Genomic DNA, 22,871 nt, shown 5'->3' with positions numbered 1-22,871 from the left:
TCCGGTGATTTCAGCATCCAGCGCATTCGCTCGGGCCTGATCAATTCCGGTGCCGCTGAATCAAAGACATTTAGTTTCGACGAATTCCGAGTCGGAGATACATTTGCTGATGTTGCCGTAATTCCTGAGCCTTCACTATTCGCTTTGTTAATCGCCGGGAGCATTGGCACTCTTGTATATGTTCGCAGAAAACAATAACGCTTAAAGAGATTACCCCCTGCCCCTTCTGCTCTCACTTCCCCAATTGATCCACACGATCCACGATTATAGCTGACTTATAGGACGTTGATCAAGCCAAGGCCTAGCACACAGATGTGCAAGCCAAAGGTAACCTATGCGCCTGAATACCTAGTTGATTGCTTCGCTTTCTTCATGGGCAAACTGGATAGACCAATCTGTGCATCGAGATTAACAGCCATTGGCCCTATTTGGAATCAACGCTTCAAATTATCGAACTCAACTAATCACTCTCGTCCTAAATAGATAAAAGAAACAACAGGCACAGCCGTGCATGTGAATATATCCCCGAAACACAACATACCCAACCCCCTCGTTGCTCCATGAATAGATTATTATACAGTGTATTTATTTCGCTATTCTTCTTCCACTTTACATTAAGCGGAATAGACACGCCAATCAGTCTCAAATCGTTCCCCCTCCCCAACGCCCGTGTTACGTGGGACGAGACCTCAATGAGCACGAATGTTCAAAATAACGGCATTACGGCCCGATGGACATCTGCTTCAAATTACAGAAGCCTTTCTCAGACCTTTGTCTGGGGCGGCATTCGACACCATAAGGCAGGGCCCCGACTTTACACAATGGATAGCATTCCATTGGAACAGTCCAGAGTTAGCTGGTCCGCCAGCGACATTGAGGATGATATAGATTCGAACGGCATCACTGCAAGATGGACCAGTGAAGCAAATTTCCGTAGCATACTCCAAAGCATCACTTGGCAGGGTGGATACGTTACAGGTTTTGGCTTTCAATTAGCCCCCAACCAAAATGGCGGGCCTGGACTGAATTACACACGAAATCAGTCATACGCTATTGATATACAAGAACTGTCTTCGGCCGGCTCTGGCAGCCAAACAATTCTTTCTACGATCCACACGGAATTATTCACAATGCCGGCTAGTATTGTTCAAGCAAACAATGTCATCTACTTGGAATTCGATGGTCCTGTCTATCTGGATGCTGGCACTTATGGCTTCAATCTCAGACCAACTGATATTAAGGGCGGCAACGTGCTTGTTCTAGCAAAATCTACCAACGGTGAAGATACGATAGCTCTAGGTGGAGGCGCTCAAAATGCGATTCCCGGCGTACTAGATGTGAACTATCCGATTGCTTCCATTGATATAGATTTTCTCTGCTTTGTAACGAACGCTAGCCCTGCACTTCAATTAAGGACGTTGGGCATTACTTTAGCTGAAAACCAGAACGGCGGTGCGGGACTAATGTTCAACCAATCACAAGATTACGCACTCGATATATATGAGCTTGATGATGCGACTTCAGAAACTCCGGTCATCGAAAGCTTACTACACTCCCAAGAATACACGATTAAACTAGAGGATGTAAGCCCAAACCGTGTCCTCGAATTTCAGTTGAACACACCTTTAGACCTTGAATACGGAGGTTCATACGGATTCAACCTGCGACCCGTTGAAATAATTGGCGGTAACGTTCTCGTGGTCGCAAGATCTGAAACTGGTGCCCGCAGCCTAACTTATGCCGATGGGCGAGGCGCTCAACCGACTACTGAAATATCAATGAGCAGCTCATTTCCTGTTTCTTCAGCAGACTTCAACTTACTCTTTTACGCCAGCGATCAAGCACCACTCATAAAGAGAATCCAATACGGTCCAACGAACACGTATTTCACCTACACCCATACAAATGGATTTTGGCCGGACTCCCACCATGCTGTCATCATTGAGGGTGCCTTCCCTCAATACGGAAAAGCCATACACTGGGATATGGATAATGGAACTTCGCAGTTACTCTACAACTTCAATGCGCCCTTAAAAATGTACTATAGCGTCTCCTCTAACGGAAAGCTGATTACCACCATAAGAAACAAGCTTCATGTTATCGACCTGAATGGCATTGAGGAACCATGGATTGCTTACGATGCTGGCTCGACATCCGGAATCTGGAGCCTGACGGACTGTCCAGACATTACCACAGATGGCAGGTTTGCAGTTACCAATATTAACGCCGTCAGTCTCGACCAACACACCGTAACCATTTTTGACCTTGAGAATAGCGGAGCGATTGATCTCACACTGACCTTTGATGAGGTGATGAATCACGTCCATTTTTCCCCTTATGATGAGAACTGGGTTATGTTTGGTCACTCTGGAGGACACCCAAGTGAATACCGTGACCGAATTTGGGCACATAATCCGGTAGATGCACCAAACTGCGCGCAGCTGTGGAACCAATTAGGCCCCGATGGCACTTCTTATGATATTGGCCATGAGAGAGCAGTATTTCACAAAGAAGCCACTATCTTTGTCGCGTATCGCGGTAGCACGGCCGGAGGGGGCCTCGGCGAAGTCTCATTCCAAGGGGATTTCAACATGCTGAGCAGCTCGGATCGATACTGGCACTGCAATATCAATCAAACTGGTACGTATGCCCTTGTCGATTCAATCGTAACTCCCGGCGAACCTCCCTGTGATGTCCTGCTGATTGATTTATCCACCGGACAAGCTAGCTTTCTCTATCGAGGCAGTCGCGATCAGCACCCCTATCATCCACATCCACATTTTAGCCCTGATGGGAATTGGGTAATTTTCAACGATTTCGACACGCAAAGTCCGATTGCTATCGAATTGTTATAGAAATCGCGAATTTCTATATTCTAGGATAAAGCTACAACATAGCCCCCCCAGTCTCCTCAGTCGCTGGGCTGCCATTCCCGGCGCCCAGTGACCCAGACGTCGTAGGAGAAAGGCTTATCGTTCTTAGACGGCTTCGCCGAGACTACTGCACCGCTGGCGGCTGCTAGGGCTAGCCCCCCGGCAATATCCCACAAGCGAATTGTTTCCTCGGTGTAGGCGTCCATCCGCCCAATAGCAACGTAGGCCAATGCGAGTGCGGCGCTGCCGATCATACGAATTTTCTGAAAACGCTGAATTTCGCTGACAAACTGGCGGAGTGCGCGATCACCGTAATCCCGGCCCGCCGGAAAACCGGTCACGAGGACAGCATGTTCGACCTTCTCCGGCCACCACGGGGTAAGCGGCTGGCCATTGCAGGTCAGCCCCCAGCCGACAGCACCCGCAAATAATTCCTCGGCATTGAAATCGTAAACCACGCCCACAACGGGCTCCATACCACGCATTAGGCCAATGCTCACGCAACAGGTCGGCAAACCACGAAGGTAGTTGTAGGTTCCGTCGAGTGGATCGACGACCCAGTAAAGCTCACTCTTGCTAGGCAGAGACTCATCCCCCCCCTCCTCCTCACCAATGATTGGCAAGCCAGTGGCGGCCGTCAGCATTTGACGAATAAGCTTTTCCGACTCAACATCGGCCTTGAGCTTTACATCCTTGGAATCCTGAAAATTGACATATCGCAAGCCAGCACCTTCCTTGAGAATAGCCCCGGCGGCACGGGCGGCTTCTGTTGCAATACGAAGATAATCGGGTTCGGCATTCATGATTTCGATTGAGTCTGCCGCATGGACGGCGGGCGAGTCGATTTATTTGTTTTGCCCTCCTGATCTGCTATTATGCTGCATAAGTTGGCCTTAAACCGAACTCCGTCACACAGTTTTAAAAAAATTATTTCGCTTTAAGCGTGAGTTCGACGCGGAAGCGGCTTTAATCCCGAGTCTGCATGGATGTCGAAATACTTTCGCGAATCCAATTCGCCTTCACAATTGCGTTCCACTACATTTACCCGCCTTTGAGCATCGGGCTGGGTTTGCAGTTGGTCTTTATGCAAGCCTTCTGGCTGAAGACTCGGAACCCAGTTTACCACAATATGGCTCGCTTCTGGACACGTGTCTTCGGGCTCACGTTCGCTATTGGCGTCGCGACCGGCATTGTGATGGAGTTCGAATTTGGGACAAACTGGGCAACCTACTCCCGTTTCGTGGGAGATGTCTTCGGTAGCCCACTCGCGATTGAAGGGCTCTATGCCTTCTTTCTAGAGTCTGGTTTCTTGGCGATCCTTCTGTTTGGCTGGGATAAGGTCGGACCACGCACACATTTTTTTGCAACCTGTATGGTCTGCCTAGGCGCGCATTTTTCCGCAATCTGGATTCTTGTCGCCAACTCTTGGATGCAAACGCCTGCTGGATTCCACCTAGCCAAGAAAGTCAAGGAAACCTACGATGGCGTGCAACATGCATACGACACCGATTTGGGCGATATACCTTACCGCATTAAGGAAATCGCGCTGCCAGAGGGCTACATTCTCAAAGAGGATGACCTGACATCTATTCGTGCGGTGGTGGATAGCTTCTGGGAAATGGTTATGAACCCCTCCACAGTAGATCGAATTTGCCATACGGTAATCGGATGCTGGCTTGCAGGTGCATTCCTCGTCGTAAGCATCAGTGCGTATTACCTGATCAAGAAACGGCACGTTCAATTTGCCAAAACTTCGCTCAAGTTCGGGCTGGCCATTGGAACCATTGCCTCACTGCTCCAGCTCGCCAGCGCCGACTCCACCGCTCGTGGCGTAGCAGATAATCAACCAACTAAACTAGCCGCAATTGAGGGCCTCTACGAGACAACCACCGAGGCACCGCTCGGTATCGTCGGTTGGGTTGGATGGGAACGTAATGCGGAAGGTGAAATCATCGGCATCAACGAAAGTGCCTATAAAATCAAAGGCCTGCTCAGTATTCTCGTGAGCGGCGACTTCCTCCATCCGCTGAAAGCCAGTGAGACGGAGGTCAAAGGCCTCGATCAGTTGCCGAGCGACGAATTTCTGCTGGAACGGCACCCTGAAGCGACCAAGGAAGATCTCCAAACTCTTCGCCCCAAATACTGGCCTCAAGTCCCCGTTGTTTTCCAGACCTACCACATCATGATCGCCATGGGCATGGGGCTAATAGGTATTTCCCTAATGGGCTGTGCGCTATGGAAAACCGGATATTTGTGGAAAACGGACATCAAATGGGTTCAGTGGTTCTTATGGCTCCTCGTGCTATCGGTCTTTATGCCGCAGATTGCGAATCAGGCTGGATGGTTTACTGCTGAGATGGGTCGGCAACCTTGGGTCGTCTACGAAATTTTGAAGACCAGTGAAGGCTTATCGAAGGCAGTTAAAGCCGGGCAAGTCCTGAGCTCGCTGATTATGTTCTTCTTTATCTATACGTTGCTCTTCCTGGTGTTCATTTATACGCTAACCAAAAAGATTCAACATGGTCCTAAGGACGATGAATCCATTGAAATCCTCCCCGAAAAATGGCGCCCACTCGCGCTTAAAGGTGGCCGCCAAACTAACCCGACTGATGTCGACAAACCGAACGCCTAAGCCATGGATGTAAATTCAATCTGGTTCATCCTTGTTGGCATTCTGTTCACGGGCTATGTCATGCTCGATGGGTTTGACCTTGGTGTGGGCATACTACACCTATTCTCCAAAAAAGACGAAGATCGCCGTATCGGGCTAAATGCCATTGGGCCCGTCTGGGATGGTAACGAAGTCTGGCTAGTGACGGGGGGGGGGGCGTTGTTCGCAGCGTTCCCAGAAGTCTATGCCACGGCCTTCTCTGGATTCTACGACGCCTTCATGCTTCTGCTCTGCGCACTGATCTTCCGAGCGGTCGCGATTGAATTCCGAAGCAAGGAAAAGAGCCCAATCTGGCGTAAGAGTTGGGACATTGCTTTTGCCTCTGGCAGTTTTTTGTCGGCATTCCTGATCGGTGTGGCAATGGGTAACATCACTTGGGGGATTCCGCTCGATAAACACTTCGAGTTCACGGGGAACTTCCTAACGCTGATTCACCCCTATTCCATATTCCTTGGGATAACCACTGTCGCGCTGTTCGCCATGCACGGCAATATCTACCTGATCCTGAAAACCGAGGGCGAATTCCAAGCCAAGTTGCGTAAATGGATCAAGATTACGATTCCGATATATGTTTTTTGCTTTCTGGTCTTCAATTTCTGGACGATGTATTCCTGCAAGCATATCGAGCAGGCACTGCATGATCGGGCGCTGTTGTTGGGCTTTCTTGCGCTACTGGCCGTGCTTGCTGTGGGCGCTATACCGCGTGAAGTGCACAAAGGCCGAGAGGCCCGCGCATTCTTTTTCTCCTGTGCGCAAATGGCCTTTCTGATGATGCTGTTTGGAGCGAGTGTTTTTCCGAACATGATCTTCTCCAATCCAAACGTCGAAAACAGCCTCAATATCTACAATGGATCATCGACCGACAAGACATTGAACTTCATGCTGTGGGTGGCGATCATCGGAGTGCCCATCGTATTGACCTACACCGCCTGTGTGTATTATATCTTTCGCGGAAAAGTAAAGATCACCGAAGAAAGCTACTGAACACGAAGTAGCCCTCCTTCCGACATTCGGTTTACATGGGGCACATAAACTGCTACTGCTCAAATACTCTATGGATCTCAGCGCTTATCAAACAGACAACTTCTTTGACGAAATGTTTAGCGCACCGGGCGTAGTCCGGCCGCACTATCAAAAAGTAATGGAGCGCCTCCAGTCGCTCAACCTCAAAGAATTCGAGCAAAAACAACAGGCTGTCGACTTGCTTTTCCTGCGTGCTGGGGTGACCTTCACCGTATACAGCGACGACCAAGGCACGGAGCGGATATTTCCGTTTGACTTGATGCCGCGCATCATCCCGCATGATGAATGGGCCTTTTTGGAGCGGGGCCTTAAGCAGCGTATCGTCGCACTAAACTGCTTCCTGCATGATATTTATCACGAACAGAAGATTCTGAAGGATGGCGTAATCCCCCCCTCCTATGTGCTTTCGGCCAAGCATTTCCGCCGTGAATTCGTCGGCTCCGATGTTCCCAAAGATATTTATATCCACATTTGTGGGTCCGACTTGATCCGCGACAAGGACGGCCGCTACCTAGTATTGGAAGACAACGGGCGATGCCCGTCTGGCGTTTCCTACGTGTTGGAAAATCGCCAGGCAATGCGTCGCGCCTTCCCGAATCTGTTTCCCAATGCTGGCGTCCGCGCAGTAGAAAATTATGCGGACCGATTGCTTAAAATGCTGCGTAATATCGCGCCGCGTGGTCAAGATAACCCAACGGTTTGTGTCCTAACTCCGGGGGTCTATAATAGTGCCTATTTCGAGCACTGTTTCCTAGCTCGTCAGATGGGTGTAGAAATTGTCGAAGGCCGCGACCTACTCGTTCGCGACTTTAAAGTCTACATGCGTACGACCAAGGGACTGCAACAAGTTGATGTGCTCTATCGTCGCATTGACGACGATTACATCGATCCGAGCGTCTTCCGACCGGACTCCATGCTCGGCGTCCCGGGCTTGGTCAACGCCGTACGTGCTGGCAATGTCGCCCTCGCCAATTCAATTGGTACCGGCGTGGCGGATGACAAGGTCATGTATTATTTCGTGCCTAAGATGATAAAGTATTACTTGGGCGAAGAACCAATCCTCGACCAAGTAGAAACCTATCTAGCCTCCGAGGAAAAGGACAGGAAGCACATTTTGGCCAACTTGGACAAGCTCGTGGTCAAATCCGCGAATGAAGCCGGGGGCTACGGTATGCTCATGGGCCCTTGGGCTGAAAAAGATGAGATCGAACGCTTCCGCGTCGCCATCGAGAAAAACCCACGCAACTTCATTGCGCAGTCGCCCATCTCACTTTCGCGTCACCCCACGTGGACGCCTGAAACTGAACAGTTCGAAGGCCGACACATCGACTTCCGCCCATACATACTCTACAGTGGCCCAGACGACATCTCCATCGTACCGGGTGGCCTAACCCGTGTCGCCCTCAATCGCGGTTCACTGGTGGTGAACTCCTCACAAGGCGGTGGCTCCAAAGATACCTGGGTCCTTTACGGCAATGACTAAAGAATAAGTCCGAAGATTGGCCAGTTTGTAAGCTCACAAGTTAACCTTCAGGCTGCAACCAATCAAATCACCTAAGAACTGACCGACCTTACGAATTCTCGAACTCCGAACTTTAAAAATATGCTCTCTCGCGTCGCTGATTCTCTATACTGGCTCGCCCGCTACATCGAACGGGCGGATAATCTTGCCCGCCTGATGGAAGTTAACTTGCAGCTTCTGCTGGATTTTCAAGACCTTGATGACATTAAACTCAGAGAACACTGGGACCCCGTTATTCGCTCCACTGGTGATGAGGAAAAATTTTACGAACTTTATGAAGAGGCCAATAGTCAAACTGTCACCGATTTTTTGACCTTCAATAAGAGCAATCCGAATTCTGTTATCGGATGTATCTCAGGTGCTCGGGAAAACGCCCGCATGGTTCGTGACCAGATTTCCTCCGAGCTCTGGGAAACGCTCAACAATTGCTATTTATTCCTCAAGTCCAACGACGCTCAAAACGTTTGGGACTCTGGCGCTTATGAGTTCTACGACCGCATTAAGGACTACTCCCTCCGATTCCAAGGGCTAACTGCGGCCACCCTCCCCCGCGATGAATGCTACGACTTTCTTCAGTTTGGTCGCTACATTGAGCGGGCGGATAAGGCGACGCGCATGCTCGACATTAAATACCACATTCTGCTTCCAAGCCCTCAGGATGTTGGTGGAGCCGAGGACGCCGCGCAATGGATAGCTCTGCTCCGCGCTGCCAGCGCCTATGACGCTTATCATGCACAGTATTTAGCGAATATTGATCCAGTGCACGTGGCCGAGTTCCTGATTTTCTCCGAGAATTTCCCGCGCTCGATCCGTTACTGCGTGCAGGAGCTCAACGCCCGCCTTCATAATGTCTCGGGCTGCCCACTGAGCAAATACTCCAACGACGCGGAAAAGCTTGCCGGTAAGTTACTCTCTGATCTGACTTTTTCCAATGTGCAAGATGTCATCAACTACGGCATGCACGAGTGGCTCGACAACTGTCAGGAACGTCTCAATGAGATTGGCGGAGCCACCTACCAAGCCTATATGTTCCAAAAGCCTGTCGACCTCGCAGAGGAAATCCAGCAGCAGCAACAGCAGCAGTAGACACAGGAACATTGGTGGGTGCCAAGGGTCTCAATCCTGATGATTCGATCCACAGCGCTGTCCATCATGCTTTCACTATCTTCCGCCTCTGCAGATGGAGGTAGCTTGCGCGAAGGCCGCACCAGCGACGAAGTCGTCGAGCATTATCAGATTGAGGCCGAATACTATCGGAGTAAGGCCGCTGCGTTGATGCAGAAATATGAGCCGCCAGCAAACGATGAAATCGCCGTATACCGAGTAGTTCTCGACGTCCTTCAAATCCGCCTGGAAGAAGAAACCGCCCACCTGCGGCGCTTGCAAAAAGCGGACGAACTGGACCGACAGGCAGTCGGTGCCAGCGAGCTCTTTGTTGCTCATATCCAACGTGAAATCAACAAGATGGAGCAGCGTGTAAGCCATCAAGAGGCCTTCGAGGTCTAAGGATCTCGCGCAACGAGTCAATTATAGCGATGCACTTTAGCTTGCCATCGCGAGCGTGAGCATTTCGTTTAGCGGACTCTAGGGACCGCATGTTGCTCAATATTATTCACCGAACGACATATCGCTATGCTCAGCCAGCGCGAGATAGCTTCAACGAAGTACGTCTGCAACCCATTGATTTGGAGTGGCAAAAGCGTCTTTCCTTTAGTCTGACAAGTAATCCGCCTGCCCCCCAGCATGACTACCTCGACCTCTACCAAAACCGCGTTTACCTGCTGGAGTTAGCCGCGCCACACACTGAGCTGGCCATTGAGATGAAATCACGGGTGGAGACCACATGCCGCCCCCAGCCAGTGCCAGAGGCCCCTAGCGGACTGCATCAACCTGCCCTCGCCTTTCAACTCCACGATTTCCTGATGGACACGGAATTCGTCCAGCTTTCGCCAGAACTTTGGCGTTGTGCGGTGGACTGTCTTCCAAACGGTCTCTCCGATGTATGGAGCAACGCACTGACACTCAGTAATTGGGTCTATGAGTCATTTCAGTATGCACCAGGGACCACGCATGCCCACACCACTGTCAACGAGACCCTAACGGACAGACGAGGCGTTTGCCAGGATTTCGCCCATGTCTTGCTCGGCCTGTGCCGCTCCCTGAAAATTCCGGCCCGATATGTTAGCGGCTATTTTTTCAACGACCAGTTTGACCCGGCACTTGGCGGCAGCGAGGCCTCCCACGCATGGGTCGAAGTCTTCCTTCCCCAACAAGGCTGGTATGGCTTAGACCCCACTCACCGCCGCCCCGTGGACGACCGCTATGTGAGTGTTGCCGTTGGCCGCGACTATCAGGATATCCGTCCCGTCAGTGGTGCCTATCGTGGTGCCTCGGAACGCGAAATGGACGTCCATGTCCGCATTGCTCAGGAGATGCTCTATGAGGCTACGGTTTAAGCGAAAGCTGGATGGCACCACCATCCTTTTTGGCCTCTTTCGCATGTATCGTTCCCGCGGGGACCTTACTATTCAAATCAATGCCAAGCGGCTTCTGGTTTTAGGGCTAATTTTAGCCGGGTTTACCTACGCGGGATTAGTCACTGCCGTTTATATTCGCCGCAGCTCACGCCCCTATAATCAGATTACATTTGCTGACGTAGCCCTGCCCTGGCGTTGGCCAAGCCTCAGTGAGAAGGCCGGAACCACCAACCTCAAGCACGGCAAGGCCCTGTTTGAGGAAAAGGACTATGCCGGGGCCTTACACATGCTTCGTTCTGGTTTAACGCGTAAGCCAGGAGACCACGAAGCGCGCCTTATGCTCGCCAAGCTTTACCAAGCCGCTGGCAAGTCCGAGCCCGCAACCAATGTTTTAGGCATTGGCCTAAACTATGGATACCCGGAGAACCGCGAATATATTGACGTCCTTCTTGTCCTATTAGGGATGCGCGAGGACTACGCTTCGATTGGCGAAATTGCAAAGAAGCTCCGCAGATTCCCAGAAGTAAAGGAGGACCAGCGGCGTTGGCTGGCCCTATCCGATCTCGAGCTCAGTGCACTCAAGCATCAGCGCAATTTCGAGGAGTTACTAGACTACTCACGCGAAATGCACGCGATAGACCCGGATGATAAACGCTTTGAGGATCTGGAGATGATCGCGCTGATCAAACTGGGCTTCATTGACGAAGCCCAGTCAATCATGAATACGATGCCACTTGGCCGTCAGCACTCCCCGCACTTCCGCTACCTGCAGGCAATGATCGCCCTTCAGACCGATGATCTCGCCAGAATGGATGAAATCTTGGCAACACTGATGGAATGGCCAACCGATCCATTTACCCTGCAAGCCCAAATCATTCTGGAAATAAACTACGCTGACTTGTTCGAGCGACGAGACGTCTTACTCAATCAATACCTGAAAAAACATTCGAATAACCCCAATGCTCTGGAATTGGCGATCCGCCTATTTGGCCAATACTTGGAATTGAAGCAAATCGACGAAATACTCCTGCAACTGGCGAGTTTCGATGCCGATAAGGCGCGTAACATGCAACTCTACGCGATCCAAGCCCGACTCCACGTGGGCCAGCCAGCCAAGGCAAAGCAACTTTACCAAGAATGGATGCAACAAGAAGAAGTCGCCGATCAAGTTGAAAAGATGGCTTGGTTCGAGAAGCTCTTAACCGTACTCGTTGAGAAAAGACAGGACGACCGAGTCGCCTTATGGGACATGACACGTGAGTCCAGACTCCCCAGCACCGCTTACGTGACCTGCGTACGCTCGCTACTCCAAACGGGGGATTATGAAACCGCCGAACGTATTGCCGAAAACGGCCTTCTTTTTTATCCGCACAACAAGCTATTGGCAGATTTTCGACGTGAAGCAATTGCTGGCAATTAGCCCCCTCGTGCGAACAACTTATACTGCCAAGTCCTCTTCGGCTGATGACCAAGATTACGGATTAACGTATTTTTTGACCGTTCGACGATCCAACTCCAGGCGACGCCCAAGCTCTTCGAAATTCGGCGTTTTTTCGTAGAGCAGGGTCACATAGCGTGACAACAGCTCGTTTGCTGTAAGGCGGCCCAACTGGATTTCCAGCGCCAGTTCACTCGCTCGGCTGTTCGCATCTGGAGAGCCTAATGGCTGGGCCGTATATTCTCCATGCACCAGAATATTGCGCACACACTGCTCAAGCTCACGAAAATTACCTGACCATGCGTAATCGGAAGGCAGATCGCGCGCAATTACAGTCATCGCCTCGTCCGTCAGTGTGGCTGATTCTTCAGCCCCCACGGACTTGCGGGCAATGTGAGACACCAGATTTTCCAACTCATCTGGAGATTCGCGCAAAATTTCCCGCAAGGATGGCGTCCTCACATGGTCCGCGTTCAGACGGAAAAAGAAGTCTTCCCGGAAACGCCCGGCTTGGATCTCAACGAGCAGGTCACGGTTTGTCGCAGCCATGATTTTTCCCCGAAATACATGCTGCTCGGTGTCACCGATTGGCGAAAAGGTCCGCGTTTGCAGAAGGCGGAGGAGCTTGACTTGGATCGAGGTCTCCGTTTCCCCAATTTCATCCAGAAACACCGTGCCGTGCTGCCCGCAAACGGAGAGATAGCCCTTGCGGTCTTGCAACGCGCCGGTGAACGCGCCCTTGCGATGGCCAAACAGCTCGGACTCAATCAAACTCGAACTCAACGCTGACAGGTTGATCGGATAAAAAGCTTTTACAAAATCCTCCTCGAACTCCCGTGAATTGGGATTAAACGGGATAAATCGACTCAGTCCGATTGCCCGGGCAACGAGTTCCTTGCCAGTTCCCGAAGGCCCAGTGATCAAGGTGATAATATCACCCATTCGATCTGCCAGTACGCGCTGGTAACGATCCATATTGTGCGTAAAAATTGACTGCCAAATCCGCGCACGCAACTTCGTGGCTGCTGGCGAGGCACCAATAATGTATTGGTAAATGTGCTGAAAGGCCCGTCGAACCTGAAAGAACACCGCGAAGAGACGCGTCTCCTCCATCGTCGCATAGGCACCAACAAAACCACCCGGCAGCCAGTGCCGGACTTCCATACTGAACCGGTCATAGAAAGGGATCCGCTGCGCTGCACTGCCCCGCGTATGTGCTGCCTCGATAACCTTGTCGAAATCGCGACGAAACTGGTGGAAGACGTGAAAAAACACGAGCTCTTGGTAAAGGTAAGCATCGCGATCATTTGGCACCTTTGCGCTATCCCAATGCTCTCGCCCGGCGCGAATCGTGCGCTCCAGTAGTGCAAGTATCGCGGCCAGATCCGACTTTTCAGCCCCACGACCACCCTGCCCCTCCAGAATTTCGCGTTCCAACACCTTGCGAGCGTCTTCAAACGGATTCATCCATACGAGCCGAGCCAAGCTTTGCGCCAGTGGTCGCTCCTCGGGAGTAAATAAGCGAATTCCCATGTTCATATTTTGTACATTGGCGCGCATTCCATGTCAATTCATTCAATGGCTCAAAATCAAAGCACCCCTCAAAGAAAACGCATAATACTATCAATCAATAGCTTACGATAACGACATCTGAATTGGCACAAGGCGAGCAATACAGAGGACATGAACAATCAGACAACAAGCAATAACAGCCTCACCAATCAAGATAACGCCGCCCGCAAGCGCTTTTGCGACTCCTTCGGTTTCTACGGAGTAATCTGCCTCGGATTCTTCGCCGCCTTCGTCGCCATGCTCGAGTATGGCGGCAAATTTTAACCCAATCCCCCCCCCGCCTCTCGACGTTCTCACTTGACCCCCCCCGCCTCTCGACGTTCTCACTTGACCCCTCCCCCCTCTGTGAATTCGATCAAGGCATGAGCCATTCCTCGTTGATTCTTACCCTGAGCGGACGCGACCAACCCGGCTTGGTCGAGCGCCTCGCAAGCGTCATCACCAAGCACAATGGTAATTGGGAGCAGAGCCGCATGGCTCATTTGGCCCAGCGTTTCGTAGGCCTGCTCGAAGTGCACGTCGCCTCCGACCAAGCAGCAGCGCTTTGTGACGCCCTTCGAGAACTACCCGATCTCGAGCTAACCATGCACGTGGAAGAGCGTACGCCCGCCAGCAGCGGGCCGTATTTCTCCCTCGAACTCGTTGGTACTGACCAACCCGGCATTGTAGAAAAAATCAGCCGTGCTCTCGCGACCGCCAACGTCAACATTGAGGAACTTTCCACCGCCACCGAAGCCGCGCCTGATTCCGGGGCACCACTCTTTCGCGCTGTCATGCGCCTGAGTGGCAGCGGAGAAAATGCCCGCGACGCAATCCAGACAGAACTAGAAGCCATTGCCCACGACCTCATGGTCGACCTTAAGGTGATCAAATAAGAAGTGGTCCACACTACGTAATCCCATCCGCTTGATGCAAACGATCCACATCTCTTTCCACTTTGGCATTTAGAGATTGTCCAGCATCGCTAAGCGGCATAAAACCATCTGCTTATGAGTTCGGAAATACTGCGCAGCCCAGGGGATGACGCCATCCGACAGTTCTCCATTTTTGCGGACAACAAAGTCGGACGGCTTAACGACATTATCGTGCTCCTTGCCCAGCACGATATTCATATCCTTTCACTCTGTACTGTCGACACGACAGACAGCGCGATTATTCGGCTAATTCCAGACTACTGGGAGAACGTAAAGGCTCTCTTCGACGAGCACGGATACGCCTATTCAATGAACGAAGTCATGGTGGTCGAATTCGCAACCGAGCAAGATATCCGCACCGTCACTTGCGCCCTCACTCAGACCGAAATCAACATCCACTACACCTACCCGATGCTAATGCGGCCGGCCGGAAAATGTGGCTTGGTTCTTCACTTGGAAGACAATGAGATGGCGGCAGACATTCTTACCAGAAGTAGTATCCGTGTGCTGACTCAAAGCGATTTGGCCAGATAAACGCTGCTAGCGGCTACTTGGCTGTTGACCAAGTCGTGGTGTAGGCAGCCCTTCTATGACCATAATCACGCCTTCTTGTGGCTTGGATACGATCTCCATGCTGCCAGTGAAGTCGACTTTGATGTCTTCAAACAACTCGAACGAGCGGTGAATTTCGCCTTGCATGACCATTGATATTTGATTTTGTCCGCTGTCGTCGTACATGTTGCCAGTGGCTTCAAAGTTGAGTTCCAATAATGCGCAGCGTTGGCCATCAAGTTGCTCGATGCTTTTTAGTGTCATCATCACGTTACCTTCGGCTTTCGTTATCTCATAACCCAGTAAGAGCTTGATAGCCTTTGGGCTAATCTGAGTCAGTTTATACGGCGAATGTCAGCTCTGATATGAGCGGATTGCTCTGCTGTATGGGACCGTTATGCCAGTGGTCGATTATTTATCGGATTTTTTAGCGCTTAGCTACTACGGCTCTAAATTAGCTCAGAAAGATGGCTCGCATCTGGGCGTAGATTCGCGAGATCAAGTAACCGCACCTGCTTTTCGTGGATCATACTTTGATTGGCAGCAATTCCGATCAGAATCGATGCCGCACCCTGCTCATGACCTGCGTGGCGGCCGAAGGGGTCCTTTGGCGGATCTTTGGCAAACAACTGCGCTTGCAAGAGCGGGTCAGCACCACCGTGCCCACCCTCCGCATGCTCGATTTCGACGTCATAAGCAGCTTTAAAATGAGGATGTACCACAAGCCGATGGCCACCTGCATGGGCATGCTCATCCACCTGCTTCTTGCTACCATCATCGTTCAAGATATGTGCTCCGTGCTTTTCCTCAAATTCGATGCGACCGCGGTCACCCATAAAGGAGACACGGTAGCCTTCATCGGGGCTGTATGCATTCAGACTGTAGTTTAGCAAAGGACCGTGTCGGTAGCGGACCATGACATTCATAGTATCCTCGATGTCGATACCGTCTCGAAATACATTTTGATCACGCTGGTAACCGCTCTCTTTCTCTGCCTCTAAATACAGGTGCCGATTGTAAATGTCATCGTCGCAAAGGTCTTCATATAAGAAAGCAAACGGATCCTCATGCCCGACAATACCATGATATCGCGGGTATTCGGTGTACTTACCATCACCTCGCTTAATTGCATTATCACGCCCGTAAAAAGAAAGATTACCATGGGCAAAAACAGCCTCTGGTATTCCGTCAATCCACCAGTTCACAAGATCGAAATGATGAGTCGATTTATGGACAAGTAAGCCCCCTGAGTCTTTCTTGTAGGAGTGCCAACGTCTAAAATAGTCTGCACCGTGACTGGTGTTCAGCAAATACTCTAGGTTTACTTGATGGACCTTTCCGATCACGCCAGAATCCAACACTTCTTTTACCTTAGTTGCAGCAGGAGACCATCTATAGTTAAAAGCAACTTGAACGCTACGTCCATGGCTCGCGGCTATCGTATCCATAATCGCCTGGCACTTTGTGGCATCGACTGTCATCGGCTTCTCAGTGATCACATCGCAGCCTGCCTCTAAACTCGCTTTAATGTAATAGTCGTGCTCTCGGTCGATTGTGCAAACCACGACCTTATCCGGACGCAATTCCTTGAGCATGGTGCAAAATTCGGACGCATGGTACACTGGGACATTTTTATAGTCATACAAATCTCTCAAGCGCTTCTGATGGTAGTTAGCTCGAACAAGGCTAGTATCACACAAGCCAACGATTTCACTGTCTTCTTTGTAGTCCCGAGCAACTGGATCCAGAAAAGTCCGAACACGACTCCCCGTTCCCACATAGGCAAAGCGTTTTAAGCCTAAACCTTTTTTATTGTTATCAGTTCCGACAGCCACTGATGCTGCACCCTCTTCTATTGAAACATTACTCACAATTTGATCCTTAGTATATGAAATTTCTGACGTATAATTCGAGCTGATCTATATCATCCTCGGAGACATGTTCAACATGGCCATCGATCATCAGTACATTTGTGCCATGGTTATGCCTCCATTCAACATTCTTCTCGAAAGAGTTGATGCCGAACACCGCATAACCATCAATCGAACTTGATGAAGCACTATCATAGAGCAAAGCGGTGGAAACGGGATTCTCAAAGACCAAAAGATTCATCGCCGTTTTCGAATCCGTACCCGCTGCATTCATCGCATAAGTACGGCGTGCATTTCCATCTGGATATGTATTCATAGCTTCAGGGCACAGAAAAAAAGTATCCTGATTTGTTTTGGGAAAAGGCATATTCATGTAATCGCCGGTAACGATCATCCAGGAAACCGAAGTCGCATTTTTGTTAAGATAATTATCCGTTGGCTTAGGCAGAAAACCCTTGTTCTCATTTGCATACATACGTAATGCGCCCCCCAACTGCCTGAGGTTATTGACGCATTTCACGTTGTCTGCTGCCGTGCGAGTCCGTCCTAGCGTCACCATCAACAAACCCGACAGAATGGCAATCACCGCAATAGCAACAAGCAATTCAAGGAGTGAAAATCCTCTCGATCTGTGCTTACTAGAAAGATGCATGGCTAAAGGCTTTCCCTTGAGCGAAGCACTGGTTGTTCGCCAACTAATTGAACTTTTCTATCCATCGCAACTGCTGCCAGGGATGATGCTTTGGCTGACTCTTTGTAACTGACCCATTGTCGAGCTTTCCATGGCACGTCGTAGGCAACAACTCCATCGACTTCGACATTGACGTTGCCGGAGAAGCGAATCTGGGAAATTCCGTTATCCCATGCCTGAATATCGCTAAGCACCGCACGGCAGTTACTCAGCCAAAGCCCATAGCCCAAATTGTCGTATATCTTCAATCGCGTTGCTGACATCTCGCTGTCAGCAACGTTGCCGACCCCATTGTCGTTTCCATAAAAGACTCCATCGCTAATTTCACATTGCATTTGATCGTGCGCTGAAAAACCTTCGTCCAAATTCTGAAAAGCTTCTATGTTTTCAAAGACGAGCCCCTGCCCCTTCCCATGCAAATTGAAACCATCGTTGAGCGCGCCAGTCGCTTTCAGATTGCGAAAAACTTGATGAGACGCATTTTCAATTCGCACCACAAAATAACGTGTGGAAATCTCCCAGCCATCTGGAGAAACTCCGGGTAAAAGCTCTAGGCTTTTATTATCCTCAGACAAGCGCGCATACTTGGTAAATTGCCCAGTCAGCGCATCCTGTAGCAGACGCTCACCTTTGAAAACGAGAACAAACGGAAACTCCTGCGCAATATCGCACACATAATGATCGCCCTCTTTTCTGAAACCCTCAAGAGGATCAAAACCAGTAACAGTCTCTCCGCTTCCCTCAACAACGATCGGTGCATCCTTTCGGCCAGACCTCTTAATAAAGAGTGGCTCACGATATGGGCCACTGCCCGGTTCAATACGAATAACATCCCCAGGTTGAACGTCCCTGCATGCATCGGCCAAACTCGTGTAATCTCCACCGCCATTTGAATCCACATTCAAAATCCGTCGAGATACTGCAGCCTGTTCGGGCACCGCAGGCTGTAAGTTCGCGGAATCTGACAAAACAAAGTGAAGCGGACGAGAATACTCCCAAGTCCCCAAAGGACCATCATTAGCAAAAATCCCCCTACCGCCCTCATACGTGTCATTCTTGGCCCCAACACTCAGCACAAGCGAGCGGCCAGCCTGACCAGCGGCATTAAAATTCACATAAAAGCAATAATCTCCAGGCTTCAATTCCAACTCTGCAAACGTGAGATATAGCCATGTTCGACTATCTAGCTTTTCGTCCTCATCTGGAATTAAACCAACGTAACTAGCCAAAATCTCACCAGGCTGGGCGCTCCCGTTCTTCGTCCGCGCAAAAGTCAACGAGAACAAGCTGTTCGTATCCAGATTACGAGTCGCAGAATTTATTTTTAAAGCGAGCTGAGAGATTTTAGTCTTTTTGCTGACCTTGAATTGTTGCCCAAGGGCACGACGTCCTTCATTTTCGATCCAATAGAAGCGAAAGCCATTGGCCCCTTCTAATTCAGCGTTCACTAGATGACTCCCGTCAACTTTGGGGTTCCCAACCATCACGCTTGTCGAGAGAGTTAACATCTCTTGGCTCACATTACTAGCCGTATCCACATCAGGCACGATAGCCTTAGATTCAAATTTTGGAGGAGCCACATGGATCGTGTTATTTTCAATCAACGCTTCCGACTGGATAATTGAAATGGCCTGTCCAGCTTTCAAACCATAATCGCGACCCGCATCTCCCGCATCGATTAGATTCACATTGGATATCTCGTTATTGCGTATGACGACATTTTTACTCGCCACAATACTGATACCGTCCATCGAACATCCATCAATAACGTTGTCCTCAATCAAAATATTGTCATTTCCTTGATAGTAACGTGAAGCCATCCCCATCGGCAATACATGAGTAAATAAGGAGATGGCACCGAGCGTGTAGCTCTCTTCATAAAGCTGATGCGCGCCGAGCCCCACATCCGTAATAGTATTGCCTCGGATAGTCAAATCGTGGACCCAACCCGCCTCTTTCCAATAAGCAAATTCTGGGCCGGCACTAATGGCAGCCCCCTTGAGACGTTCGAATCGGTTGTTCTCGATCAAACCGTCATTGCTCATCAAACGAAGTCCGCGTGCACGGTGGTCGTGGAAATAGGAATCTTTAATCACGAAGCCTGAAGCCGAACTAGCATGGAACTCACAAAAAGAAATTCCAGCAGGGACATCAGAAATCGCGTCCTTGAATCGTATTCGGTAAAATGTAGCGTTCTTCGATTTCCGATAGCTTGGCCATATTTCGCGCATCTTTGATTCCCATTTTTCGAAGGGCTCGTTGGCACGCTCAATACTCTCTATTTCTGAAGTCCTAATCAGTGAAAAATCTGGCTCTTGAAGAAATCGGACTACATCTCCCTCCTGTAATAAGTCCTCAAAGGGATCATCCCCGAACGGTCGCATCGATAGGCACGTCTTCTCGTCTTCCCATGCTAAAACCGGAAGCGTCGCACCATGCAGGTTCACCGAGTCATCCCCCATGTAAGCAAATTCGCATTCACTGATAATAGGACCCTTACGCGTATACGCAATGTTGACTGCATCCGCACAAGTCGAAAGAAGGCGCGGCTCAGTGGCACCTTCAGGCAATGGCCCTGGAAGCACGCGCAAACGCTCATAAGTGCCTCCATCTTTAGCAAAACGCACAAGCAAGCCCAAGCCCGGACCCGCATGAATCGTGCAATCCTCTAGATGCAGCCCTTCGGAATTATCTCGCACCTGTATGGCCGCAGCCTTTCGGATATTCATCACTATCCGATCACCTACTTCAACATAATGAAAGGCCGTTTCGCCCTTTTGGAAATGTAAGCGGCAATGCCTCGCATCCAAACGCTCGTTTTTACTCAGATAATAATCTGGAGCACCCGCCTTCCAGAGATGACGGTCTTTTTCAAAGAGATGCGCCCGACGGACCAAGTAATCTTCAGTCAGATCAGGATACCCATCATGGATGGCAATATCGGCAGTTAGCGCCTCCCGGTCCACCGCCGTAATGGTGCCCTGAGTGAATGGCAACGGATTGTAATCCACCGTAAGCCCTCGAATCGTCAGGTTCTTACAATTCCGAATAATTAAGGCGCTACCCACAGGGTTCGACGCAAGGAGCCGCACTCCTTCTGCATTAATTGTAACGCCCTCAAGGTTCTTCAAAAGCAACCCTTCTTTAGGTAAGACATAGTCGCCAGCAGCCAAATTAACTTCTGCAGGTTGGCCAGGCTGTAGCATTTGCAACGTCGACAACGAATTAGTCTCCACTTGACTACCTAACACGTATTGGGTTAATAAGGCGGCACAAGCCACCTGCACAAAGCATCGATAAACAGACATACAATTGGGATAAATATTGGGGCTAAAGCCGGAACCTACTTACGGTTCCGGCGTTGACGAGCTACAACAGAAATAGCAACGACTCCAAGGAAAAGCGCCACAGTGCTGGGCTCAGGGATCGACTGTACTGTAAACTGTAGGTCTCCACCTAAACTCGAAAAGTTGACGCCATCTGACGACTCCCAAGCCGAGCCATCCCCATACAAGTTGCCAGAAACCATTCCAAAAACCTGATCCTGGTCCTGGACACCAGCACTATCCCATGACAACACGATCGTGTAATAATTTCCCGCCGTTAAAGCAACATCCTCTAAATCAAAAACAATCCAATTTCCACTAACAGGATTACTACCTGAAGTGAGGTAGGTGCCGCTTTGGGTTGAAATCGCACTACCGATTAAAGAGATATTATCACTCTCGAAAATCTTTACATCGAAACTAGCGCCAGAAGCTCCTGCCTGCACATTACCAAGCGCAGAAAAAGAAAATGCATCTAAAGTGAAAGAACTATCAGCCAAAAATGATTGGCCCAAGTCGCGACGACTGTTCTCATTGTCCCGCCATTGGTAGCCACTAGCGGTACCGCTGGTGAAGCTTGCTTCGATATTTGTATCCGGCGCTGTAGGAGAAACGTCGACAACGGTTTCTGCAATTGCTGCCTGAGCAACAAAGATAATGGAACAGACAATGGGTAGTTTGAGCATGTTTTTCATAATTTTCTAGTCCTTGGGTTTTTGGATAAGCATTGAAATCAAGAGTTACCTAATACGTATTGGGCATGAGGCAATTACTAGGTTGTTAATACCGAAAAGCAAGATAAATATAAAAAAAACGGGCATTCAAGCAGCTAATGCCTTGGCTAATGCACCGGACCAGTAGATTCCCCCACCACTAATTGCGGCTCGACGAGGACAGTATCAGCATCCTCACCGCCACAGTTCTTAATCTGACTGATCAACAAACTGCTTACCTGCTCCATCAGTAATTCAGGGTGCTGGTCTATTGTCGTCAGTCGCGGGAAAAGGCACTGGGCAATGTCCTGATTATTGAAACCTGTCACAGAAAAATCATTCGGCACCGAATATCCAGCTCGATGCAAACTTTGGACAACTCCCAGCGCCACCAAATCGTCTAAACAAATCAATGCCATCGGGCGCTCTGCGGGCTTCATTTGCAACAATTGCTCAGTCAATTCTACGCCAGCGACCACAAAGCTATCATCAGCCTTTTTCTTAGGAAGGCTGACAAAGACCTCATCGGCACTCAGACCATGCTTGGCAGCAAAATCCACCAAGGGCGGCCACCGCCAGCCATCGCGGGGGCCAAATCCCATCAAAGCAAAACGCCGATGCCCCAACTCCCATAAATGCCCCATCAATAAAGCCATCGCCTTATGTCGATCCAATGAAACGCTCGGGCAGATGTGTCCTTCTTGCACTGGGTCTATCATGACGCAGGGCGTATCTTTCTTTTCCAGTAATGGGGACAAATCCGCAGGCATCAGTTGCGATTGAATCGTCACGATTCCCTCGACTTTGAGATTCAGAAAATCCTTAACCGCGTTGGCTTCAACATCCGCACGGTTCATGGTTGATTCGAAAAGGCAGCGATAGTTTTTCTCTTTCAGAAACATCTGTAATTCGGAAATCTTCTGCCCAATAATTGGAACACCATGTCGTGGAAAACAGACGCCGATCATGCCCGTCTCTCTTCCACGCAAGCCACGCGCGTAGAGATTAGGCTGAAAGCCATATTCCTCCATCGCCTTCCGAACACGTTCCCGAGTGTCCTCACTGACATCCTTATGGCCGTTGATTGCTCTGGAAATCGACCACTGGGAAATATTCAAATGACGGGCCAAATCTGCAGCAGAAAGAATTTCGCCCTTCTTTTTTCTATCTTTTAACTGCTCGGATGCCATTTAAAAAGCATGACCCAATTCGTATTGGAGGTCACGCA

20 protein-coding genes are annotated in these 22,871 nt (G+C 50.0%); 12 read left to right on the top strand and 8 right to left on the bottom strand.

Features of this window, described 5'->3' with window-relative positions; genetic code table 11:
- Both IE065_RS15060 and IE065_RS15055 read left to right on the top strand, forming a co-directional pair.
- The coding region (locus IE065_RS15060) for a PEP-CTERM sorting domain-containing protein (protein ID WP_189516581.1) at positions 1-198 on the top strand (198 nt) is incomplete at its 5' end.
- A gap of 623 nt (positions 199-821) precedes the next feature.
- On the top strand, positions 822-2,855 hold the full coding sequence (locus tag IE065_RS15055; protein ID WP_189516580.1) for a hypothetical protein: 2,034 nt from the start codon (positions 822-824) through the stop codon (positions 2,853-2,855).
- A gap of 56 nt (positions 2,856-2,911) precedes the next feature.
- Here IE065_RS15055 and IE065_RS15050 read toward each other — a convergent pair whose 3' ends face one another.
- Complete coding sequence (locus IE065_RS15050) at positions 2,912-3,676, bottom strand: inositol monophosphatase family protein (RefSeq protein WP_189516579.1); 765 nt, start codon at positions 3,674-3,676, stop codon at positions 2,912-2,914.
- 179 nt (positions 3,677-3,855) lie between these two features.
- On the opposite strand from IE065_RS15050, the gene IE065_RS15045 reads away from it, so the two are divergent.
- From IE065_RS15045 to IE065_RS15015, 7 genes are all read left to right on the top strand, one after another.
- Positions 3,856-5,505 (top strand): cytochrome ubiquinol oxidase subunit I, encoded by a 1,650-nt coding sequence (locus tag IE065_RS15045; RefSeq protein ID WP_189516577.1) that lies wholly within the window; start codon positions 3,856-3,858, stop codon positions 5,503-5,505.
- A 3-nt stretch (positions 5,506-5,508) separates the two neighbouring features.
- The gene (gene cydB, locus IE065_RS15040; protein ID WP_189516575.1) at positions 5,509-6,528 is read left to right on the top strand and encodes a cytochrome d ubiquinol oxidase subunit II; all 1,020 of its coding nucleotides are present in this window, start codon (positions 5,509-5,511) and stop codon (positions 6,526-6,528) included.
- Positions 6,529-6,598: 70 nt separating this feature from the next.
- Positions 6,599-8,050: a circularly permuted type 2 ATP-grasp protein gene (locus IE065_RS15035; RefSeq protein WP_189516573.1), complete on the top strand. Its 1,452-nt coding sequence runs from the start codon at positions 6,599-6,601 to the stop codon at positions 8,048-8,050.
- A 120-nt stretch (positions 8,051-8,170) separates the two neighbouring features.
- Positions 8,171-9,175 carry an alpha-E domain-containing protein gene (locus IE065_RS15030; protein WP_189516571.1) on the top strand — a complete coding sequence of 335 codons (1,005 nt, stop codon included), beginning with the start codon at positions 8,171-8,173 and terminating at the stop codon, positions 9,173-9,175.
- 39 nt (positions 9,176-9,214) lie between these two features.
- A complete protein-coding gene (locus IE065_RS15025; RefSeq protein ID WP_189516569.1) occupies positions 9,215-9,595 on the top strand; it encodes a hypothetical protein in 381 nt (126 codons plus the stop codon).
- Positions 9,596-9,684: 89 nt separating this feature from the next.
- Positions 9,685-10,545, top strand: a complete 861-nt coding sequence (locus IE065_RS15020; protein ID WP_189516567.1) for a transglutaminase family protein — start codon at positions 9,685-9,687, stop codon at positions 10,543-10,545.
- Positions 10,529-11,986 carry a tetratricopeptide repeat protein gene (locus tag IE065_RS15015; RefSeq protein ID WP_189516565.1) on the top strand — a complete coding sequence of 486 codons (1,458 nt, stop codon included), beginning with the start codon at positions 10,529-10,531 and terminating at the stop codon, positions 11,984-11,986. The genes IE065_RS15020 and IE065_RS15015 overlap by 17 nt, the downstream gene beginning before the upstream one ends.
- 54 nt (positions 11,987-12,040) lie before the next feature.
- On the opposite strand, the gene IE065_RS15010 is transcribed toward IE065_RS15015, so the two are convergent.
- Positions 12,041-13,543: a sigma-54-dependent transcriptional regulator gene (locus IE065_RS15010; protein ID WP_229792138.1), complete on the bottom strand. Its 1,503-nt coding sequence runs from the start codon at positions 13,541-13,543 to the stop codon at positions 12,041-12,043.
- 144 nt (positions 13,544-13,687) lie between these two features.
- On the opposite strand from IE065_RS15010, the gene IE065_RS15005 reads away from it, so the two are divergent.
- The 3 genes from IE065_RS15005 to IE065_RS14995 all read left to right on the top strand — a co-directional run bounded on the left by IE065_RS15005 (position 13,688) and on the right by IE065_RS14995 (position 15,024).
- The gene (locus tag IE065_RS15005; RefSeq protein ID WP_189516563.1) at positions 13,688-13,840 is read left to right on the top strand and encodes a hypothetical protein; all 153 of its coding nucleotides are present in this window, start codon (positions 13,688-13,690) and stop codon (positions 13,838-13,840) included.
- 98 nt (positions 13,841-13,938) lie between these two features.
- Complete coding sequence (locus IE065_RS15000) at positions 13,939-14,451, top strand: glycine cleavage system transcriptional repressor (protein WP_189516561.1); 513 nt, start codon at positions 13,939-13,941, stop codon at positions 14,449-14,451.
- 114 nt (positions 14,452-14,565) lie between these two features.
- Complete coding sequence (locus IE065_RS14995; RefSeq protein ID WP_189516559.1) at positions 14,566-15,024, top strand: acetolactate synthase; 459 nt, start codon at positions 14,566-14,568, stop codon at positions 15,022-15,024.
- Positions 15,025-15,030: 6 nt separating this feature from the next.
- On the opposite strand, the gene IE065_RS14990 is transcribed toward IE065_RS14995, so the two are convergent.
- From IE065_RS14990 to IE065_RS14965, 6 genes are all read right to left on the bottom strand, one after another.
- Positions 15,031-15,309: a hypothetical protein gene (locus tag IE065_RS14990; RefSeq protein ID WP_189516557.1), complete on the bottom strand. Its 279-nt coding sequence runs from the start codon at positions 15,307-15,309 to the stop codon at positions 15,031-15,033.
- Between the two features lie 182 nt (positions 15,310-15,491).
- Positions 15,492-16,913 carry a Gfo/Idh/MocA family oxidoreductase gene (locus IE065_RS14985; RefSeq protein WP_200163288.1) on the bottom strand — a complete coding sequence of 474 codons (1,422 nt, stop codon included), beginning with the start codon at positions 16,911-16,913 and terminating at the stop codon, positions 15,492-15,494.
- A gap of 10 nt (positions 16,914-16,923) precedes the next feature.
- Positions 16,924-17,565 carry a prepilin-type N-terminal cleavage/methylation domain-containing protein gene (locus IE065_RS14980; RefSeq protein WP_189516582.1) on the bottom strand — a complete coding sequence of 214 codons (642 nt, stop codon included), beginning with the start codon at positions 17,563-17,565 and terminating at the stop codon, positions 16,924-16,926.
- A gap of 2 nt (positions 17,566-17,567) precedes the next feature.
- Positions 17,568-20,912 carry a right-handed parallel beta-helix repeat-containing protein gene (locus tag IE065_RS14975; protein ID WP_189516555.1) on the bottom strand — a complete coding sequence of 1,115 codons (3,345 nt, stop codon included), beginning with the start codon at positions 20,910-20,912 and terminating at the stop codon, positions 17,568-17,570.
- Positions 20,913-20,947: 35 nt separating this feature from the next.
- Complete coding sequence (locus IE065_RS14970; RefSeq protein ID WP_189516553.1) at positions 20,948-21,625, bottom strand: PEP-CTERM sorting domain-containing protein; 678 nt, start codon at positions 21,623-21,625, stop codon at positions 20,948-20,950.
- Positions 21,626-21,771: 146 nt separating this feature from the next.
- The gene (locus IE065_RS14965) at positions 21,772-22,833 is read right to left on the bottom strand and encodes a LacI family DNA-binding transcriptional regulator (protein WP_189516551.1); all 1,062 of its coding nucleotides are present in this window, start codon (positions 22,831-22,833) and stop codon (positions 21,772-21,774) included.
- Positions 22,834-22,871 lie beyond the last annotated feature (38 nt).

Source organism: Cerasicoccus arenae (genome assembly GCF_014651635.1).
Lineage (GTDB): Bacteria > Verrucomicrobiota > Verrucomicrobiia > Opitutales > Cerasicoccaceae > Cerasicoccus > Cerasicoccus arenae.
Note: the sequence above shows the minus strand (reverse complement) of the source record. Positions and strands in the feature narration are given on the sequence as shown.

What these genes read in the sequence shown, in the direction of transcription:
- IE065_RS15055 (WP_189516580.1), top strand. Translation starts at nt 822, where the DNA reads ATGGATAGCATTCCATTGGAACAGTCCAGAGTTAGCTGGTCCGCCAGC.
- IE065_RS15050 (WP_189516579.1), bottom strand. Translation starts at nt 3,676, where the DNA reads ATGAATGCCGAACCCGATTATCTTCGTATTGCAACAGAAGCCGCCCGT.
- IE065_RS15045 (WP_189516577.1), top strand. Translation starts at nt 3,856, where the DNA reads ATGGATGTCGAAATACTTTCGCGAATCCAATTCGCCTTCACAATTGCG.
- cydB (WP_189516575.1), top strand. Translation starts at nt 5,509, where the DNA reads ATGGATGTAAATTCAATCTGGTTCATCCTTGTTGGCATTCTGTTCACG.
- IE065_RS15035 (WP_189516573.1), top strand. Translation starts at nt 6,599, where the DNA reads ATGGATCTCAGCGCTTATCAAACAGACAACTTCTTTGACGAAATGTTT.
- IE065_RS15030 (WP_189516571.1), top strand. Translation starts at nt 8,171, where the DNA reads ATGCTCTCTCGCGTCGCTGATTCTCTATACTGGCTCGCCCGCTACATC.
- IE065_RS15025 (WP_189516569.1), top strand. Translation starts at nt 9,215, where the DNA reads ATGATTCGATCCACAGCGCTGTCCATCATGCTTTCACTATCTTCCGCC.
- IE065_RS15020 (WP_189516567.1), top strand. Translation starts at nt 9,685, where the DNA reads ATGTTGCTCAATATTATTCACCGAACGACATATCGCTATGCTCAGCCA.
- IE065_RS15015 (WP_189516565.1), top strand. Translation starts at nt 10,529, where the DNA reads ATGAGGCTACGGTTTAAGCGAAAGCTGGATGGCACCACCATCCTTTTT.
- IE065_RS15010 (WP_229792138.1), bottom strand. Translation starts at nt 13,543, where the DNA reads ATGAACATGGGAATTCGCTTATTTACTCCCGAGGAGCGACCACTGGCG.
- IE065_RS15005 (WP_189516563.1), top strand. Translation starts at nt 13,688, where the DNA reads ATGAACAATCAGACAACAAGCAATAACAGCCTCACCAATCAAGATAAC.
- IE065_RS15000 (WP_189516561.1), top strand. Translation starts at nt 13,939, where the DNA reads ATGAGCCATTCCTCGTTGATTCTTACCCTGAGCGGACGCGACCAACCC.
- IE065_RS14995 (WP_189516559.1), top strand. Translation starts at nt 14,566, where the DNA reads ATGAGTTCGGAAATACTGCGCAGCCCAGGGGATGACGCCATCCGACAG.
- IE065_RS14990 (WP_189516557.1), bottom strand. Translation starts at nt 15,309, where the DNA reads ATGATGACACTAAAAAGCATCGAGCAACTTGATGGCCAACGCTGCGCA.
- IE065_RS14980 (WP_189516582.1), bottom strand. Translation starts at nt 17,565, where the DNA reads ATGCATCTTTCTAGTAAGCACAGATCGAGAGGATTTTCACTCCTTGAA.
- IE065_RS14975 (WP_189516555.1), bottom strand. Translation starts at nt 20,912, where the DNA reads ATGTCTGTTTATCGATGCTTTGTGCAGGTGGCTTGTGCCGCCTTATTA.
- IE065_RS14970 (WP_189516553.1), bottom strand. Translation starts at nt 21,625, where the DNA reads ATGAAAAACATGCTCAAACTACCCATTGTCTGTTCCATTATCTTTGTT.
- IE065_RS14965 (WP_189516551.1), bottom strand. Translation starts at nt 22,833, where the DNA reads ATGGCATCCGAGCAGTTAAAAGATAGAAAAAAGAAGGGCGAAATTCTT.